10 protein-coding genes are annotated in these 17,171 nt (G+C 59.2%); 5 read left to right on the top strand and 5 right to left on the bottom strand.

The features are described from left to right. Positions 1-7: 7 nt before the first annotated feature. Positions 8-1,069, top strand: a complete 1,062-nt coding sequence (locus FTE24_RS20880) for a glycosyl hydrolase 53 family protein (RefSeq protein WP_150231292.1) — start codon at positions 8-10, stop codon at positions 1,067-1,069. Between the two features lie 78 nt (positions 1,070-1,147). On the opposite strand, the gene ybaK is transcribed toward FTE24_RS20880, so the two are convergent. Then, positions 1,148-1,630 carry a Cys-tRNA(Pro) deacylase gene (ybaK, locus tag FTE24_RS20875; protein ID WP_150231290.1) on the bottom strand — a complete coding sequence of 161 codons (483 nt, stop codon included), beginning with the start codon at positions 1,628-1,630 and terminating at the stop codon, positions 1,148-1,150. A gap of 230 nt (positions 1,631-1,860) precedes the next feature. Here ybaK and htpG point away from each other — a divergent pair, with 230 nt between their 5' ends. The 3 genes from htpG to FTE24_RS20860 all read left to right on the top strand — a co-directional run bounded on the left by htpG (position 1,861) and on the right by FTE24_RS20860 (position 8,700). Beyond that, complete coding sequence (gene htpG, locus FTE24_RS20870; protein WP_150231288.1) at positions 1,861-3,741, top strand: molecular chaperone HtpG; 1,881 nt, start codon at positions 1,861-1,863, stop codon at positions 3,739-3,741. 584 nt (positions 3,742-4,325) lie between these two features. Beyond that, entirely contained in the window at positions 4,326-4,901 is a 576-nt protein-coding gene (locus FTE24_RS20865) for a DUF6097 family protein (protein WP_150231286.1), read from the top strand. Positions 4,902-5,220: 319 nt separating this feature from the next. Next, the gene (locus FTE24_RS20860; protein WP_237401874.1) at positions 5,221-8,700 is read left to right on the top strand and encodes a DEAD/DEAH box helicase; all 3,480 of its coding nucleotides are present in this window, start codon (positions 5,221-5,223) and stop codon (positions 8,698-8,700) included. Between the two features lie 58 nt (positions 8,701-8,758). On the opposite strand, the gene FTE24_RS20855 is transcribed toward FTE24_RS20860, so the two are convergent. Together FTE24_RS20855 and FTE24_RS20850 are read right to left on the bottom strand one after the other, a co-directional pair. Then, the gene (locus FTE24_RS20855) at positions 8,759-10,471 is read right to left on the bottom strand and encodes a methyl-accepting chemotaxis protein (RefSeq protein WP_150231283.1); all 1,713 of its coding nucleotides are present in this window, start codon (positions 10,469-10,471) and stop codon (positions 8,759-8,761) included. A gap of 231 nt (positions 10,472-10,702) precedes the next feature. Next, positions 10,703-11,704, bottom strand: coding sequence for a Gfo/Idh/MocA family protein (locus FTE24_RS20850; protein WP_150231281.1), 1,002 nt, complete (start codon positions 11,702-11,704; stop codon positions 10,703-10,705). A 229-nt stretch (positions 11,705-11,933) separates the two neighbouring features. On the opposite strand from FTE24_RS20850, the gene FTE24_RS20845 reads away from it, so the two are divergent. Continuing rightward, positions 11,934-12,785, top strand: a complete 852-nt coding sequence (locus tag FTE24_RS20845) for a MurR/RpiR family transcriptional regulator (RefSeq protein ID WP_160441848.1) — start codon at positions 11,934-11,936, stop codon at positions 12,783-12,785. Between the two features lie 223 nt (positions 12,786-13,008). Here the strand turns inward: FTE24_RS20845 and FTE24_RS20840 are convergent, their stop codons facing one another. Together FTE24_RS20840 and FTE24_RS20835 are read right to left on the bottom strand one after the other, a co-directional pair. After that, positions 13,009-15,201, bottom strand: a complete 2,193-nt coding sequence (locus FTE24_RS20840; RefSeq protein WP_150231277.1) for an ATP-dependent Clp protease ATP-binding subunit — start codon at positions 15,199-15,201, stop codon at positions 13,009-13,011. Positions 15,202-15,625: 424 nt separating this feature from the next. After that, positions 15,626-17,107, bottom strand: coding sequence for a 6-phospho-beta-glucosidase (locus FTE24_RS20835; protein ID WP_150231275.1), 1,482 nt, complete (start codon positions 17,105-17,107; stop codon positions 15,626-15,628). Between the last annotated feature and the right edge of the window lie 64 nt (positions 17,108-17,171).

Genomic DNA, 17,171 nt, shown 5'->3' with positions numbered 1-17,171 from the left:
GTCTGTTATGGGAAAAAGAACATCGATTCGCGCCGCGGCACTGACGCTGCTGTGCGCCCTGCTTCTGCTGTCGAGCTGGAACGTCGGCGGACCGAATACGGCTTCGGCCGCCGCGCCCGCGTTTGCCAAAGGCGCCGATATCAGCTGGGTAGCGGGACTGGAAGCGAAGGGACAGACGTGGAAAGACAAGACCGGCAAGACCAAAGACATTTTGCAAATTCTGCGCGACGATTACCAGATCAATTCGGTCCGTATCCGCGTATGGGTCAATCCCAACATGAGCGATTACGCCAGCGGCTACCTGAACGCGGACAAAGCGGCGGATCTTGCGGCACGCGCCAAAAAGCTCGGCATGAGCGTCATGCTGACGCTGCACTACAGCGATTCGTGGGCCGACCCGGGGCAGCAGACCAAGCCTTACGCCTGGCAGAGCTTCAACTTCACGCAGCTGATGGACGCGGTCTGGAGCCATACGGTCTACGTCATGAACACGATGAAAAATAAAGGCGTAACGCCGGACTGGGTACAGATCGGCAACGAGACGAGCGACGGCATGCTGTGGCCCGACGGCCGCGCTTCCCAGGGCGGAATGAAAAATTACGCCTGGCTGGTCAATACCGGCCATAACGCGGTCAAATCGGTCAGCAGCGGCACCAAGACGATTGTCCATCTCGCGAGCGGCCACGATTCGGCGCTGTTCGAATGGAATATCGGCGGCCTGATCGCAAACGGCGCCACGTTCGACATGGTCGCGATGTCGCTCTACCCGACGACGTCCGACTGGCAGACGAAAGTCAATCAGGCGGTGCAGAACGCGAACAATATCGTCGCCAAATCTAACAAAGACGTGATCGTGACGGAGATCGGACTGGACTACAATCAGGCCGCCGTCACCAAAAGCTTTATCGCGGACATCAAGCAGAAGATCCGCAGCCTGCCAAACGGCCGGGGCAAGGGCGTCTTCTATTGGGAACCGGAAGCGCCTCCGGGCTACAACGGCGGCTACAACAAAGGCGCCTGGGGCAGCGACGGCAGACCGACGCAGGCATTGGAAGGCTTCTTGAATTAAAAAGAAACGCGCCGACCGGCCCCTGCCGAGCAAGGGGCCGGTTTTGCGCGCGGGAAGCGAGGGTGCCCGGCCGAAGCTCTAATGGACAAGGTCCGCGAACACGGCCTGCGCCGCCGACGCCAGGTGCTGCGGAGCCAGCTTGACCTGCAGCCCGATTTTCCCGGCGCTGACCGCGACATGTTCCAGGTCTTCGCCGGCGGCTGCGATAAACGTCGGAAACGGCTTTTTCATCCCGATCGGCGAGCAGCCGCCGCGCACGTAGCCGGTCCACGGCTGAAGGTCTTTCAGCGGCAGCATTTCGATTTTTTTGACGCCGGCGGCGCGGGCCGCTTTTTTGAGGTCCAGGTCTTCGCCGACGGGAATAACGAACACGTACCCGCTGCTGCCCGCGTGGGCAACGAGCGTTTTGAACACCGATTCCGGCGCCAGCCCTATTTTGTCCGCGACGGCCGTACCGTGAACCTGCCCGTCTTGGTTGTCGTAACTCAGCGTTTCGTAGAAGATGCCCAGTTCGTCGAGCCTGCGCATCGCGTTCGTTTTGTGGATTTTCGGAGCGGCCATTTCGGTGTGCCTCCTTGCGTTTTCGGATGTATTCTATTGTAGCGAACCGATCGGGAAGGCGCAAAATTCATGATCGGAGCGTCGTTTCTTGACATGAAATTTCAACAGTGCTATAAATGGAATTGGATTAGCACTCCGGCAAAACGAGTGCTAACAACGAAACGGGCGCATCTGCGAAGGAGCGTGCCCGGCCATTTAAAAATCGGACTTTATCGGAGGGAAAATCACGCATGGAAAAGAAGCAGTTCCAGGCCGAATCGAAACGCCTGCTCGAAATGATGATCAACTCCATCTACACGCAAAAGGAAATTTTTCTGCGCGAACTGATTTCGAACTCAAGCGACGCCATCGACAAAATCTATTACCGCGCGCTGACCGACGAGAACCTGTCGTTCGACCCGGATCAGTACTACATTAAATTGTCCGTCGACAAAGAGAACCGCACGCTGACGCTGACCGATACCGGCATCGGCATGACGCGCGAAGACCTGGAGAACAATCTCGGCGTCATCGCCAAAAGCGGATCGCTTGCTTTTAAAAAGGAAAACGAAGCCAAAGACGGGCACGATATCATCGGCCAATTCGGCGTCGGCTTCTACTCGGCGTTCATGGTCGCGGACCATGTAGCCGTCACGAGCCGCGCGCTGGGCGAAGAACAGGCTTACAAATGGGAATCCGACGGCGCGGACGGCTACACGATCGCACCGGCGGACAAAGCCGAAGTCGGCACGCAGATCGTTCTGACGATCAAGACCGATACGGAAGAAGAGAGCTACGAAGAATATCTGGACGCTTACCGCCTGCGCTCGATCGTCAAGAAATATTCCGACTTTATCCGCTATCCGATCAAGATGGACAACACTGTCCGTGTTCCCAAAGAAGACGCCGAAGGAGAATTCGACGAGCGGATCGAAGAAGAACAGGTCAACAGCATGGTGCCGATCTGGCGCAAAAACAAAAGCGAGCTGACCGAAGCGGACTACGAAAACTTCTATGCCGAGAAGCATTACGGATTCGACAAGCCGCTCTCGCATGTGCATATCAACGCCGACGGCGCTGTCGTGTACCGCTCGATCCTGTTTATCCCGGAGACGCCTCCGTTCGATTTCTATTCCCGCGAATACGAAAAAGGGCTGGAACTGTATGCCAACGGCGTGCTGATCATGAACAAATGCGCCGACCTGCTGCCGGACTATTTCGGGTTCGTCAAAGGGATGGTCGATTCCGAGAGCCTGTCGCTGAACATTTCCCGGGAAATGCTCCAGCATGACCGCCAGCTCAAACTGATCGCCAAAAATATCGAAAGCAAGATCAAAAGCCAGCTCAAATCGCTGCAAAAAGACGACCGCGAGAAATACGACAAGTTCTTCGAAGCGTTCGGCCGCCAACTGAAATACGGCGTGTACAGCGATTACGGCACGCACAAAGACGCTCTGCAGGACCTGCTCATGTTCTACTCTTCGACGGAGAAGAAGCTGGTCACGCTGGACGAATACGTCTCCCGCATGCCGGAAGAGCAAAAGTATATCTATTACGCGGCCGGCGCATCCCATTCGCGGATCGAGAAGCTGCCGCAGACCGAAATGGTCGCGGACAAAGGCTACGAAATTTTGTACTTCACCGACGATATCGACGAGTTCGCGGTCAAAGTGCTGCTGTCTTACAAGGAAAAAGAATTCCGCTCCGTGTCTTCGGGCGATCTCGGCATCGAAGAGACCGAAGAAGAGAAGCAGGATGAAGCGGAAGCGGCGGGCGACCAGGAGCTGTTCGAATACATGAAGACCCGTCTGGCCGGCAAAGTCTCGAACGTGCGCGCTTCCAAGCGCCTGCGCTCGCACCCGGTCTGCCTGAGCTCCGACGGCGAAGTGTCGATCGAGATGGAGAAAATTCTCAGCATGATGCCGGACAACCCGAACGTCAAAGCGGACAAAGTGCTGGAAGTGAACGTCAACCACGACGTGTTCGCTTCGCTCAAGTCTTCGCTGGAAGGCGACAAGTCCAAGCTGGACCTGTACACCGACCTGCTGTACAACCAGGCGCTGCTGATCGAAGGACTGCCGATCGAAGATCCGGTCGAGTTTACGAATCAGATGTGTAAAATTATGGTGTAGGGGGAAAAGATCGGTCGGCTCCGGGAAAGATCGGCTTCGGTCGCTGTTTCGATCGGGAAGCTGAATTGGATTTCAAGGAGGCTTCCCGATCTCAAAGGCGAACACTGTCGTTCCTGCACCGATCTTTCCCTCCGCCGCCCGATCTTTTCTTGGATTGGAAAGGGAAGAGACAAGGGCTGAAAGACAAGAGATCAAACATAAGAGCGGGAAAGATGAAAACGGGCCAGTTTCCTTCGGGAAACGGTCCGTTTTGTTGTGGGCAGGGGACAGGGAGAAGGGCCGAGAGAGATAAAGAGAGAGAAAGAGAGAGGGAAAAGGAAAGGAAAGAGCAAGGCGAGGGAGCCGGCGAGAGGGAAAGGGAAAGTTAGGGGAATGGGAGCGGGAATGTGAGGGGGATCGGGGGGTAACCGGGATTTTTCGGCTCATTCAGCGAAAACCCGGACGTAAGCCCCCGGGGTTTTTTCAGGGAAAAGGCAAGCTGTGGGACCAAAGCCTATCGGTCGGGAGAGGCTTTTTTTGGCGGATGATTTCTCCTATACTGGAAGCCATTAAGAGACGACAGGAACAGAAGGGAGACCATCCGCATGAGTTTGATGAGACAGGCCATGCTGGGACCGAACGAATCCCGGAGGACCGGTTCGCATTTGTCGGCGGCGCAGAGGTTGATCGATTACTACCTGCTGCCGGTCGAAAAAGAACATTGGAGCTTCAGCAAGCAGATGATCCATCTGGAGCGGTATGCGGGCGGAGGCGGATTCGAGCGGGCGTCTTCGAGGCTCCGGCTCGCGGATTGCGCGCTGCACGGATTGTCGTTGACGATTCTGCTGCTGCTTCTGGGCACGGCGGGACTTGATCTGGTCTGGCCCGGGCTTGAACTGCGCGAAGCGGTCCTGTCCGCCGCCGGAGCCAATCTCGAAGCGGCCCTGCTTGCGGTGGCGGCGCTGCTCATGCTTGTGATCGCTTTGATGGGCGTGCGGCGTTCGCTCGGCCGGGAGCAGGAAGACCATCTGGTGCTGCTGTGGCAGCGCGTGCTGGAAGTCGTGAATCCCGCGCTGGACATGCCGGCGGGTTCGCCGTATGAACTGTCCGAAGCGCTGAACGAATGGATAAACCGCCAGACGGCAAGAGACGACGAGGCCAATCCGGAAGCGACTTTTTGAAGTCGAATAAAGGCATACATAGGCGAACGCGCAGCGGACGAGGAGAGTCGATGCTGAGAACGTCACATTTTTTCGGGAAAATCGGTGTGTTAAAGAGATTGTGATTTTGGAAGTTTTCATTGTTTTTTTGCCATCGGAACGGTGCCAAGGCGAGCAGGATTCGCGGCGGCGCCGTTTTTGCCGTGCACCGGGCAGAAAGCGGACGGCATGCGAACGGCATGCAAACAGTGCGGGCTTCTGGTACACTGGGACTCAGACTATACGCACTGGGGGAACGGCTTTGAGAGAACGAGCGGCGGAGGAGAGATGGAACGAAAGGATGATCAAATCGCTGTGCGGCGCCGGCCCGTACCGCAAAGGGGAAGCGCTGTTTCGCGCGGGCAAAGCGGAAGTAATCCGGCTGCCGGAAGAAGGTCCGGGCGTGTACGAAGCTTATGTGCGCGACGGCGATTCGCTGCATCTGACGCTGCGCTTCGGAGCGGACGACGGGATCTTCGCGGAGTGCGACTGTTCGGCCGGATTCGCGTTCGAACGCTGCTGCAAGCATACGGCGGCGGCGCTGCTGCAGCTGCTGCATCTGCGGCGGGAAGGCCGAACGGCGAACGCCGGAAGACCGGAAGCCGAAGCGCCCGGGCCGGAGACGGCTGCGGGTTCTCGATCGGAACGGGCGTCAGAGCGGCCGACTGCGCAGGCGGCGGAATCGGTGGAACCGCTCAATTTGGCCGATTCGTTCGATTCGGTCGATCCGGCCGGGGCCGCCGGCGCAAATCGGAACAACGCCGGCGCGGCATCCGCCGGGCCGAAGCGAAGCGTTCCTCTTCGCGGCGTCTCTGACGCGGCGGAACGTCCCGAAGACCGGCTCGTCGGCCGGGTGATGGACCTGTTCCGCCAGCAGCCGAGAGCGCTGGCCGGATCGCGGGCGATCTTCGAATCGCGCCGGGAGCTGACAGCGGAGTTTTGGATCGCGCCGTATCCGCACGGCCCGCGCCGGGGGCTGCTCGGCATCGAGCTGCGGGTCGGCGCGGGCCGGACGTACGCCGTGCCGGATATCCGCGAATTTCTGGCGCGCTTCGAACGGGGCGAGAGCTATTCGTTCTCGCGCCATTTCGCGTACGATCCGTCGCGCGACTGCTTCGGCCTGCGCGACGATGCCGTGCTGCTGCGCCTGGCCGAGATTCGGCGCAGCGAGAAAATGCAGCGCGCTTCCGCCGGTGCGCTCTACACGGGCGAGATCGGCGATCCGCCGTCGCTGCCCCTGCCGCCGCACGCCTGGGACGGACTGCTGCCGCTGCTGCGGGAAGCGCCGTTCTCGGCCGTTCGCGGCGGAAGCCGGACGCATTCCGGCGTCGAACTGTCGACAGAGCCGCTGCCGCTGCGCTTCGAATTCCGGCGCGCCGGGGAAGCGGATCGATCGCTGGACATGAGTGCGCGCGGCATGGCCGACACGCTCGTGCTGGAAGCGTACGGCCTGACGCTGCATGCGGGCAAGTTCTACCGCCTCGGGGCGGCGGAAGGCCGGCGGTTGGCCGATTTGCAGCGGATTCTGCGCGCGGAAGAAGAAGCGGGAGGAAGCGCGGAGAGCCTACGCATTCCCGAGGAACAGGTCGAAGCGTTCATGGAAGAAGTCGTGCCGGGCCTGATGAAGCTTGGCGACGTGTTCATGGATCACAGCGTATCCGATGAGGTCGTGCGGATTCCGCTCGAAGCCCGCGTCTATCTCGATCGGGTCGGCGACCGCCTGCTCGCCGGACTGGAATTCCAGTACGGAGATATCCAGATCAATCCGCTGGAGCGCGCGGAGCGGCGGCGCGGCGAGAGCCGTATTCTCGTGCGCGAAGGCGGCAAAGAACTTCAAATCCTGGAACTGATGGAAAACGCGGGCTTTACCCGAACGGAGAGCGGGTATTACATGCAGGCGGAAGAACGGGAATTCACGTTTCTGCATACGATCGTGCCGCATCTGGAGAAGCTCGCGAAAGTGTACGCAACGACGTCGGTCAAGGAACGGGTCATCGCGGTGCACGCGCCGCCCCGAATCTCGGCGCAGTTCGACGAACGCTCCAACTGGCTGGAATTCCGCTTCGAGATCGACGGTGTTCCCGAAGCGGAGATCCGCGAAGCGATTGCGGCGCTGCAGGACAAGCGCCGCTATTACCGGCTGCGCAGCGGCGCGCTGCTGCCGCTGGAGACGCAGGCGTTCCGCACGCTGCTGGAATTCCTGAACGGCAGCCGCCCTTTCCTGCCAGGCGAAGATTCCGCTTCCTTCCGCGTGCCGGTCGCCGAAGGGCTGCATCTGCTCGCCGAAGCGGCGAGCGGCACCGACGGCGGCCCGATCCGGCCGGACCGCAAGCTGCGGCGGCTGCTGGACAGCCTGCGCAGCCCGGACCTGCTCGATTTCCCGCTGCCGGAATCGATGGAGACCGTGCTGCGCGATTACCAGCAGACCGGCTACCGCTGGCTGAAGACGCTGGCCCATTACCGGCTCGGCGGGGTACTTGCCGACGACATGGGCCTCGGCAAGACGGTGCAGAGCATTGCGTACCTGCTGTCGGTGCTGCCGGAGATCCGGCAGAGCGGCCGTCCCGCGCTGATCGTCGCGCCCGCTTCGCTGCTGTACAACTGGCGCAGCGAGCTGGAACGCTTCGCGCCGCAGATCCGCGCCGCGGTCGCCGACGGCACGAGAGCCGAACGCGAAGCGCTGTTCGCACCGGGCGGGGCCGGGCAGACGGACGTATGGATCGTCTCGTATCCGCTGCTGCGCCGCGATCTGCCTCATTACGAAGCGATGGAGCTGCATACGCTCGTGCTCGACGAGGCGCAGGCGATCAAGAATCCGGACACGCAGACGGCCCGGGCGGTCAAAGCGCTGCGAGCCGGTTTCCGCTTCGCGCTGACCGGCACGCCGATCGAGAACTCGCTCGAAGAACTGCGCTCCGTGTTCGACGCGGTCCTGCCGGGGCTGTACCCGGACCGGCGGAAGTTCGCGGAGCTGACGCGCGAACGTATCGCGCAGCGGGCGCGTCCGTTCCTGCTGCGCCGGCTCAAGTCCGACGTGCTGCGCGAGCTGCCGGAGAAGATCGAGTCGATCCGGGTGACGGAGCTGCTGCCCGAACAGAAAAAGCTGTACGTGGCCCATCTCGCGAAGCTGCGCTACGAGACGCTGGAGCATCTGGACAACAGCGCAGAGCTCGGGCGCAGCCGGCTGCAGTTTCTGGCCGGCTTGACCCGGCTGCGCCAGATCTGCTGCCATCCGGCGCTGTTCGTCGACGGATACGCCGGCCGTTCGGCCAAGTTCGAGCAGCTGCTCGAAACGTTGGAAGAATGCCGCCGCGCCGGGCGCCGGGTGCTCGTCTTTTCGCAGTTTACCGAGATGCTGGGGCTGATCCGGCGCGAGCTCGGTTTTCGGGACATGCCGTTCTTCTACCTTGACGGCAGCACGCCTCCGAGCGAGCGTCTGGAGCTGTGCGACCGGTTCAACGCGGGAGACAAAGACGTATTTCTCATCTCGCTCAAAGCCGGAGGGACCGGACTCAACCTGACCGGCGCCGATACGGTCATCTTGTACGATCTGTGGTGGAATCCCGCCGTGGAACGGCAGGCCGAAGACCGGGCGCACCGGATGGGGCAGACGAAGGTCGTGCAGGTGATCCGTTTGGTGGCGAAAGGCACGGTCGAAGACAAGATGCACGAGCTTCAGCGAAAAAAAGCGGCTTTGATCGACGACGTGATCCGTCCCGGCGAAGACAGCCTCACGTCGCTGACCGATGCCGATCTGCTGGACCTGCTGCGCGAGGAATAACGAACAGGACGGCGCGTATACGCGCCGTCCTGTTTTTTTTATTTGCGTGACCTGCCGATCAGATTTTGAACCGTTCGATCGAAGTCTGCAAATCCTGCGCCAGTTTGCTGAGATAAGCGGCGGAACCCGCCACTTCCTGCACGGAAGCGAGCTGTTCTTCGGTGGCTGCCGCAACGCTCTGTGCCATGTCTTTGGAACCGCCGGCGATCGCGGCGGAAGATTCCACGGTTGCCAGCACCTGTTCGGAGCTTGCGGACATCTGCTCGGTCACGGCTGAGACTTCATGCAGCTGTACGGACAGGTTGCGCGTGCTGCTCATGATGCCGCCGAACACGCGGGAGACGTCGCTCATGACGACGCGTCCGTTCTCGGCCTGATTGCGGCTGAGTTCCATGCTCTGGAACGCGATCTTCGTCTCCGACTGGATATCCTGGATCAGGCTGGAGACGCTGGCCGACGATTCCTGCGTTTGCTCGGCCAACTTTTTCACTTCGGCCGCGACGACGGCGAAGCCGCGTCCTTCTTCGCCGGCCCGGGCCGCTTCGATCGCCGCGTTCAGCGACAGCAGGCTCGTCTGGTCGGCGATCGCTTTGATCGTGTCCGTGATCTCGCCGATGCTGGCCGATTTTTCGTTCAGCGACGTGACCACTTCCGACAGGCTGCCGATCGAGCGGTGGATTTGTTCCATTTCCCGGATCGCTTCTTCCAGCTTGCCGTGGCCGTTCGTGACATTCTGCTCGGAATCCTGCGAATCGGAAGCGAGTTCGCTCGCCGATTCGGCAATCCGCTGAATGCCGACGTTCATCTCTTCCATCGTGCGGCTGATCTCGGCCGTGCCGCGCGCCTGCGATTCCGTTCCGTCGCTAATATCCTGAATCTGAGAAGAGATATGTTCCGTAGCTTGGGCGCTTTGTTCGGAACTTGCGAGCATCTGTTCCGAGCTTGCGGCCAGCGTCACGGCATTTTCGGCAATTTGTTTGACCAAGCCGCTCAGCGACTCGACCATCGTATTATAGGAGCGTGTCAGCGCGCCGGCTTCGTCCCGGTACAGATGCGTGCCGACCGAAGTGAAGTCGCCTTCCGCGGCCTGCTGCATCAGATCCTGCAGTTTGCGAATCGGACCGGTAATGGAACGAATAATGAACAGCGAGAGCAGGATCAGCACGATCACCGCCGCGATTACGCTGATCAGGCTGACCGTTTTCGAGACGATGCCGGCCTGGATGTTGTCTTCGTTGCTTTGTTTGGCGGCGGCTTCGGCGAGGGTGGCCAGTTGAACGTACAGCGCTTCGGTCTCGATTTTTTTCGGTTCGAGTTTGTTCAGGTACAGCTGATAAGCTTCCGCGTTTCGATTGTCCAGAGCCGCATTGGCGACTTCGTCTTCGAACGACCGGAGTTCTTTGCGCGAACCGAGGACGGTATCATAGATGGCCTGCTCTTCCGCGCTCAAATCGAAATCTCCGTACGAGGTCAGCAGTTTGGAATTGGCGTCGAACGTTTCTTCGAAATGCTGGTTAAGCTTCACATTTTCTTCATCTTTTTCGTTGATCATCATTTGCAGCATATCGTTCATGATCCGGTTAAAATTGGTCATGACCTGATTGATCGATTTGACCTTCATGAGGCTTTCTTCATACATGACGCGGGAATTGGCCGTCATCTGATTCACGTACACAAAGCTTACCGTGCCGACCAGCAGCAGAAAAACGATCGCCGCGGCGTTCAAAACGAAAAGTTTGGAACGCAATTTGAAGTTGTGAAAAATGTGCATAAGATCTGTCCTCCGTTTGTTGGAATATTTCGTCTACTGGGCTTGCAAGCGCGGCTTGAAGCTGATACTCCATTTATCGGCATATTTCGACAGTCCATAATGAAGCCGGATAGGAACAATGTCTTAATTCCCCTTTTTAATCCGACTATTTTTGGCATGAAAAAAAAGGACACCCGGAGATGCCCTCAATTCTTCGAAGCCATGCACTGCCGCAAGTCACGGGGCGATGCGTCAAGCGTCCGGCCAAGCGGCATCCGCGGCAAATACGAGACCTGCGTCCACTCTGGCCTGCCCAGCCGCTTCCATCACAAGGACGGAATGGCGCATTGCCTGCAGGCATTTGTCCCATTCTCCGGCTGCGTACATCGAGGCGAACGCCCGAAACTCGCTTACCATATGATTGTCTGGCACGTCGAACGTAAAAGTCTGTTCCCCGTCCGGCGTCTTGAGCGTGACCGGGCTGCACAGATTCGGCGGACCGTTCACCCGGATGCTGCCGCGCTCGCCCTGAATAAGCGTGAAGCTGTCCCCGTCGGAGTCTTTGGCGGCGCAGCAGGCGGCGGCGAAGCCGTCATACGACAGCGTCAGCACGCCCGACGTGTCGATGCCGTTGGGCCCGAACCGTGGGATATAGCGCACTTCGTCCGGGCGGCCGAACAAACCGATCGCCAGATGCAGATTATAAATATTGAGATCGTACAGCGCGCCTCCGGCCAACGCGGGATCGAAAGCGGGCAGGATTCGGCCGTCCAGATAATCGCCGTAACGGCTGGATCGTTTGGAGAAGTTGCTCTGCACGAGCCGGATCGGCCCGATCTGCGGCAGCAGTTCGCGCACGCGCTTATAATCCGGCGAATACGGCGTCACCACGGCTTCGAACACATACCGCTTCGCCTGCTCCGCCAGCCGCAGCAGGTCGCGCGCTTCCGCGGCGGTGGAGGTGAACGGTTTTTCCACAAAAACATGTTTGCCCGCCTGCAGCGCGCGCTTCGCGTAGTCGTAATGCAGGCTGTTGACGATGCCGATGTAGACGAACTCGACGGCCGGGTCTTCCAGCATCCGGTCGTAGTCGGTATGGACGGTGTCGATCCCAAAGCTTTGTGCCAGTTGTTGTCCGGCCGCGAGACTGCGTTCCCGCACGCTGATAGCGGTGACGTTCGCGCCTTCGACTTCACGCAGCGCTTCCAGAGCCACCCGGACGATCATGCCGCTGCCGGCTATTCCGATATTCATCCTAAATTCCTCTTTTCCGTAAATGGGTATTTGATCTGTTCCGATTCAATCCGCTCCAATCCGGGTCGCTCCGAACCGAAGCCGTAAGCCCAGTATAGACGTTTGGCGGCGATTGTAGGGTGGTACGCCCGACCTTATAATGGAGGTACAAGTTAACGGCTCCGCAGCTTCTCTGCGCGTACCTGAAGTACGGAACAGGCCGGAATCGGAACGGGAAAAGAGGGAGATCATGCTGCTTGAAAAACTGCGCCGTGCGGATGGATGGTCCGGAAGCGAGCGGGCGATCGCGGATTATGTGCTTCAACATCGGGAAAAAGTGCTTGGCATGACGATCCGCGAACTGTCGGAAGCGACGTATTCGTCGAATCCGACCATCGTGCGGTTATGCCGGAAGCTCGGCGTCAGCGGATTTCGCGAATTCAAAATCGTGCTGTCTTCGGAATTCGAGCGTACGGCGGGGCGGGAAGAGGTCGACGCGAACCTGCCTTTTCGGAAACGGCACAGCTCGGCCGCCATCGCGGGTAATATCGCCGAATTGACGCAGTCGACGGTTCGGGAAGCGGCAGAACTGCTCGGCGGCGAGCGGCTGGATAAGGCTGCGGCGCTGCTCGGCGCTGCGCGCGGCGTCTACCTGTTCGCGGCGGGGGACTCGATGGTGCGGGCGCTCGGCCTGCAGGGCAAGCTGCTGAAGATCAACCGTCCGGTGCAGATCAGCAGCCTGATGCAGGAACAGGGCTACCACGCGTACAACGCGTCGGCCGGCGATTGCGCCGTGTTCATCACGTATGGAGGCCTTCAAGCGGGCTACGCGGACTATGCGGCCGAGATGAAGAGCAAAGGCGTAGGGCTGATCGCGGTTACCGCGAACAGCGAAGGATGCCTGGCCGCGTTATGCGACGTCGTGCTGCCGCTGCCGATCGCCGAAGAGCCGATGGCGAAGATCGGGACGTTCTCGTCCCAGATCGCGATCGATTATGTGCTGAACGTACTGTATTCGTGCGTGTTCAATCTGCGTTACGAGGAAAATTTCGCAATCAAGCAGTCGGCGCAGGCTTACGTGGAGCGGATCGATCATTCCTGATCGCCGCAGCGTGATCCGTACATCGCGATACTTGCAGCGAAAGACTTGTACAGCATGAACGGTGCAGTGAAGGATTCGTAGAACAAAATCCTTGTGGAACCCTATACCCGTATGGCAAAAAAAAGCTGTTCCCGAACCGGTTGCCGGTCGGGAACAGCTTTTTATATCAACTTGTATATTGAATCGTTCGGGTCTACTTACTGGGTCAGCCTACTTGGCCGGCTTACTGTTCTTTGCGCAGTACGGCGGACATCGCGGCCGGCGCTTCGTCGGCGCGGGTCACTTGAATCCGGTCTTCGTCGAGCGTCACGCGGATCGCCGTTACGTCTTCTTCGTCAAGCAGCAGGTCGGTGATGCCGTCTTCCACATGCTGTTGAATCATGCGGCGGAGCGGACGGGCACCGAAAGCCGGATCGTAGCCGAGTTCCGCCAGTTTGCGTTTGGCTTCGTCGGCCACTTCGACTTGAATGCCGCGCGCCGACAGGTTGGCCGAGATTTCGCCCAGCATATTGTCGACGATGACGATCAGGTCTTCTTCCTTGAGCGAAGCGAACGGCACGATGCCGTCGAACCGGTTCAGGAACTCGGGCCGGAAATACTGGCCGAGCGAGCCGAGAATCGAACGCGTCTCTTCGGCTTTCGCCGTGAAGCCCATCGTGATCTTCTTCTCGGCGGCCGAGCCGGCATTCGAGGTCATGATGATGACCGTGTCTTTGAAGCTGACCGTACGGCCCTGGCTGTCGGTCAGGCGGCCGTCTTCCATCACCTGAAGGAACATGTGCTGCACGTCCGGGTGGGCTTTCTCGATCTCGTCGAGCAGGATGATGCTGTACGGGTTGCGGCGCACTTTCTCCGTCAGCTGTCCGGCTTCTTCATGGCCGACGTAGCCCGGAGGCGAGCCGATCAGCTTGGACACGGAGTGGCGTTCCATGTATTCGCTCATATCGAGGCGGATCATCGATTCGCTGCTGCCGAACAGCTCGTCCGCGAGCGCTTTGGACAGCTCGGTCTTGCCGACGCCGGTCGGTCCGACGAACAGGAAGGACGCGATCGGCTTGCCGCTGCTGCGCAGTCCGGCCCGTCCGCGGCGAACCGCTTTGGACACTTTGTCGACCGCTTCGGACTGGCCGATGACGCGGCTTTCCAGACGGGCAGACAAGTTTTTCATCTTGCCGCGTTCGTCGGCCTGCAGCTTGCCGACCGGAATACCGGTCTTGCGTTCGATAATGGCCTGAATATCTTCGACAGATACTTCAAGCACGTCTTCGCCGGAAGGTTCGCCGTTCAGCCGTGCGTTCAGGCCGGCTTCTTCGTCGCGCAGCCTGGCGGCGCGTTCGTAGTCTTCTTCGCGGGCCGCCGCGTCTTTCTCAAGCTTGATCTGCTCCAGACGCGTTTTGATCTCGTCGCTGCCGCCGGTCGAAGCGCGCAGGTTCAGCTTGGCGCCGGATTCGTCCAACAGGTCGATCGCTTTGTCGGGCAGGAAGCGGTCCTGCACGTAGCGGCTCGACAAGCGTACGCACGCTTCAAGCGTCTCGTCGGAGTAGCGGACGCCGTGGAACTGCTCGTATTTCGGACGCAGTCCTTTGAGAATAAGAATCGTCTCTTCGGCAGTCGGTTCGTTTACCATCACCGGCTGGAAACGGCGTTCGAGCGCAGCGTCTTTTTCGATATGGCGGTATTCCTTCAGCGTGGTCGCGCCGATGACCTGCAGCTCGCCGCGCGACAGGGCCGGCTTGAGAATATTGCCCGCGTCCATTGAACCTTCCGCCGAACCCGCGCCGACGAGCAGGTGAATCTCGTCGATGAACAGCAGGACGTTGTCGCGCTGTTCCAGCTCGGCGATCAGCTGTTTGATCTTCTCTTCGAACTGTCCGCGGATGCCGGTTCCGGCCACGAGCGAAGCGACGTCCAGCGAATACACTTCCTTGTTCAGCAGCTTGGACGGCACCTGGCCTTCCGTAATGCGCAGCGCGAGCCCTTCGGCGATCGCCGTTTTGCCGACGCCCGGTTCGCCGATCAGAACCGGATTGTTTTTGTTCCGGCGATTGAGGATTTCGATCACGCGGTCGATTTCTTCGTCGCGGCCGATGACCGTGTCGATCTTGCCGCCGCGAGCCGCGTCGTTCAGGTTGCGTCCGAGCTGGTCGAGCAGGCCGCCGCCGCTTTTTCCGCCCTGGGCGGAAGGCTGCGCGGAGCGCTGCGAAGCGCCGTTCGACGCTTGATTCGACTGCATGAAGCCGCGGAACATTTCTTCGAACGGGGAAGGGCCGGAAGAACCGAATCCCGCCGTGAACGGCACGCCGCCGTTGACTTTGGCATAGCAGTCTTCGCACAGGAACATTTTCTCGGATTTATTGTTAATGGTGAGGCTGAGACCGACGGTTGCTTGATTCTGGTTACAGTGTTGACAGCGCATGAAGGCATGCCCCTTTCAAATGTGAGTTTATGAGTTTGCATGGATGATCGTGTATAAGAATAAAGTTGGCAAAGTCAAAAGTTTGATCTTTTTTTCTGACTTTGACTTTCTTTGACCTTATTATACCGCATCTACATCCAGAGTCAATAGTTTTTCGGTTATTTTTAGTAAGTTTGTTGTGAAAGGTGGAATAAGCGGCATCAGACTCACGAAAAGACTCAATACTGCGCGCCAAACAGCCGCTTCACCCGGAGGAACGGGGGAAGCGGCTGTTTGCGCGGAAACGCGCAGGACGAATTTCGAGCGGATCTGTCGAGGCGTTAAGCGGAGACAAGCGGAGTATGTGGGAACCGCCGGTCGGACCCGATCCGATCGGGACGGACGGCACACCGGTTCGGCCGATTATCCCGCGTCGTACACGGTCTTATTTCTGCGAGGCGGCTTCCGGATCGGTCGCAAGCGTCTCGCCGTTGCTTGCGATGACCTGCTTGTACCAATGGAAGCTGGCTTTGCGGGAACGGTTCAACGTACCTTGGCCTTCATTGTCCTTGTCGACATGGATAAAGCCGTAGCGTTTCTTCATCTCGCCGGTGCCGGCGCTGACCAGGTCGATACAGCCCCACGGCGTGTAGCCGATCAGGTCGACGCCGTCGATGATCGCTTCTTTCATTTCCTTGATATGCTCGCGCAGGTATTCGATCCGGTAATCGTCGCGGATCGAACCGTCCGCTTCGACTTCGTCCACGGCGCCGAGGCCGTTCTCGACGACCATCATCGGCAGCCGGTAGCGGTTGTACACGTTGTTGAGTACCCAGCGCAGCCCCTGCGGATCGATCTGCCATTCCCAGGCGCTCGCTTTGAGATACGGGTTTTTGAGACCCATCGACATGTTGCCGCCGATTTTCTCCTGCTCCGGATCGGCGCTGACGCACACGGAGGAGTAGTAGCTGAACGTATAGAAGTCGACCGTGCCTTCGAGCAGGATCTGTTCGTCTTCGGCTTCGAAGAGGAGCTCCACCCCTTTTTCCGCAAAATAACGTTTGGCAAAGCCCGGATATTGTCCGCGCACGTGCACGTCGCCGCACAGGAAGTTGCCGATATTGTCTTTTTGCTGCGCGAGCAGCACGTCGGCCGGATCGCTTGTCAGCGGGTAGGCGCACATATAGGCGATCATGCAGCCGATCTTGAAGTCGGGATCGATGGAATGGCCGAGCTTGACCGCTTTGGCGCTGGCGACGAACTGGTGGTGCAGCGCCTGGAAGCGGGCCTGGTCCGTACTGGAATCCGGGTTCGTCAGCTCCATGCCGTTTTTCGGAATCATGGCGCCGGCCAGGAACGTGCCGAGAGGCATCGTCAGGATATTGATTTCGTTAAAGGTCAGCCAGTATTTGACGACTCCTTTATACCGCTTGAACAGCGTCTCGCAGTAGTTCACGTAGAAGTCGATGACGCGGCGATCGGACCAGCCGTTATAGATGTTGGCCAGACCGAACGGCGCTTCGTAATGGGAGATCGTGACGAGCGGCTCGATGCCCCGCTGTTGCAGTTCGGCGAATACGCGGTCATAAAAAGCAAGGCCTTCTTCGTTCGGCTCCGCTTCGTCGCCGTTCGGGAAGATGCGGCTCCAGGCGATCGACAGACGGAACACTTTGAAGCCCATCTCGCCGAATAGGGCAATATCTTCCGCATACCGATGATAGAAGTCGACGGCTTCGTGGCTCGGATAATTTTCGCCGGGCAGCAGCTCCGTCGTGATGCGGCGGGGAACGGTATGCGTGCCGGCCGTCATCATATCCGACGTGCTCAGTCCTTTGCCGCCTTGATCGTAACCGCCTTCAAGCTGGTTCGCGGCCGTCGCGCCGCCCCACAGAAAGCCTTCGGGAAACCCTTTTGGAATCGTATTCATTTATTTTTCCTCCTCGGTAAGTTGGGAATCGTAAGGTCGGGATCGTAAGGTCAGGTCGGAATTG

Source organism: Saccharibacillus sp. WB 17 (genome assembly GCF_008634075.2).
Taxonomy (GTDB): domain Bacteria; phylum Bacillota; class Bacilli; order Paenibacillales; family Paenibacillaceae; genus Saccharibacillus; species Saccharibacillus brassicae.
The sequence above is the reverse complement of the archived record's forward strand: the minus strand, read 5'-3'. Positions and strand labels throughout refer to the sequence as shown.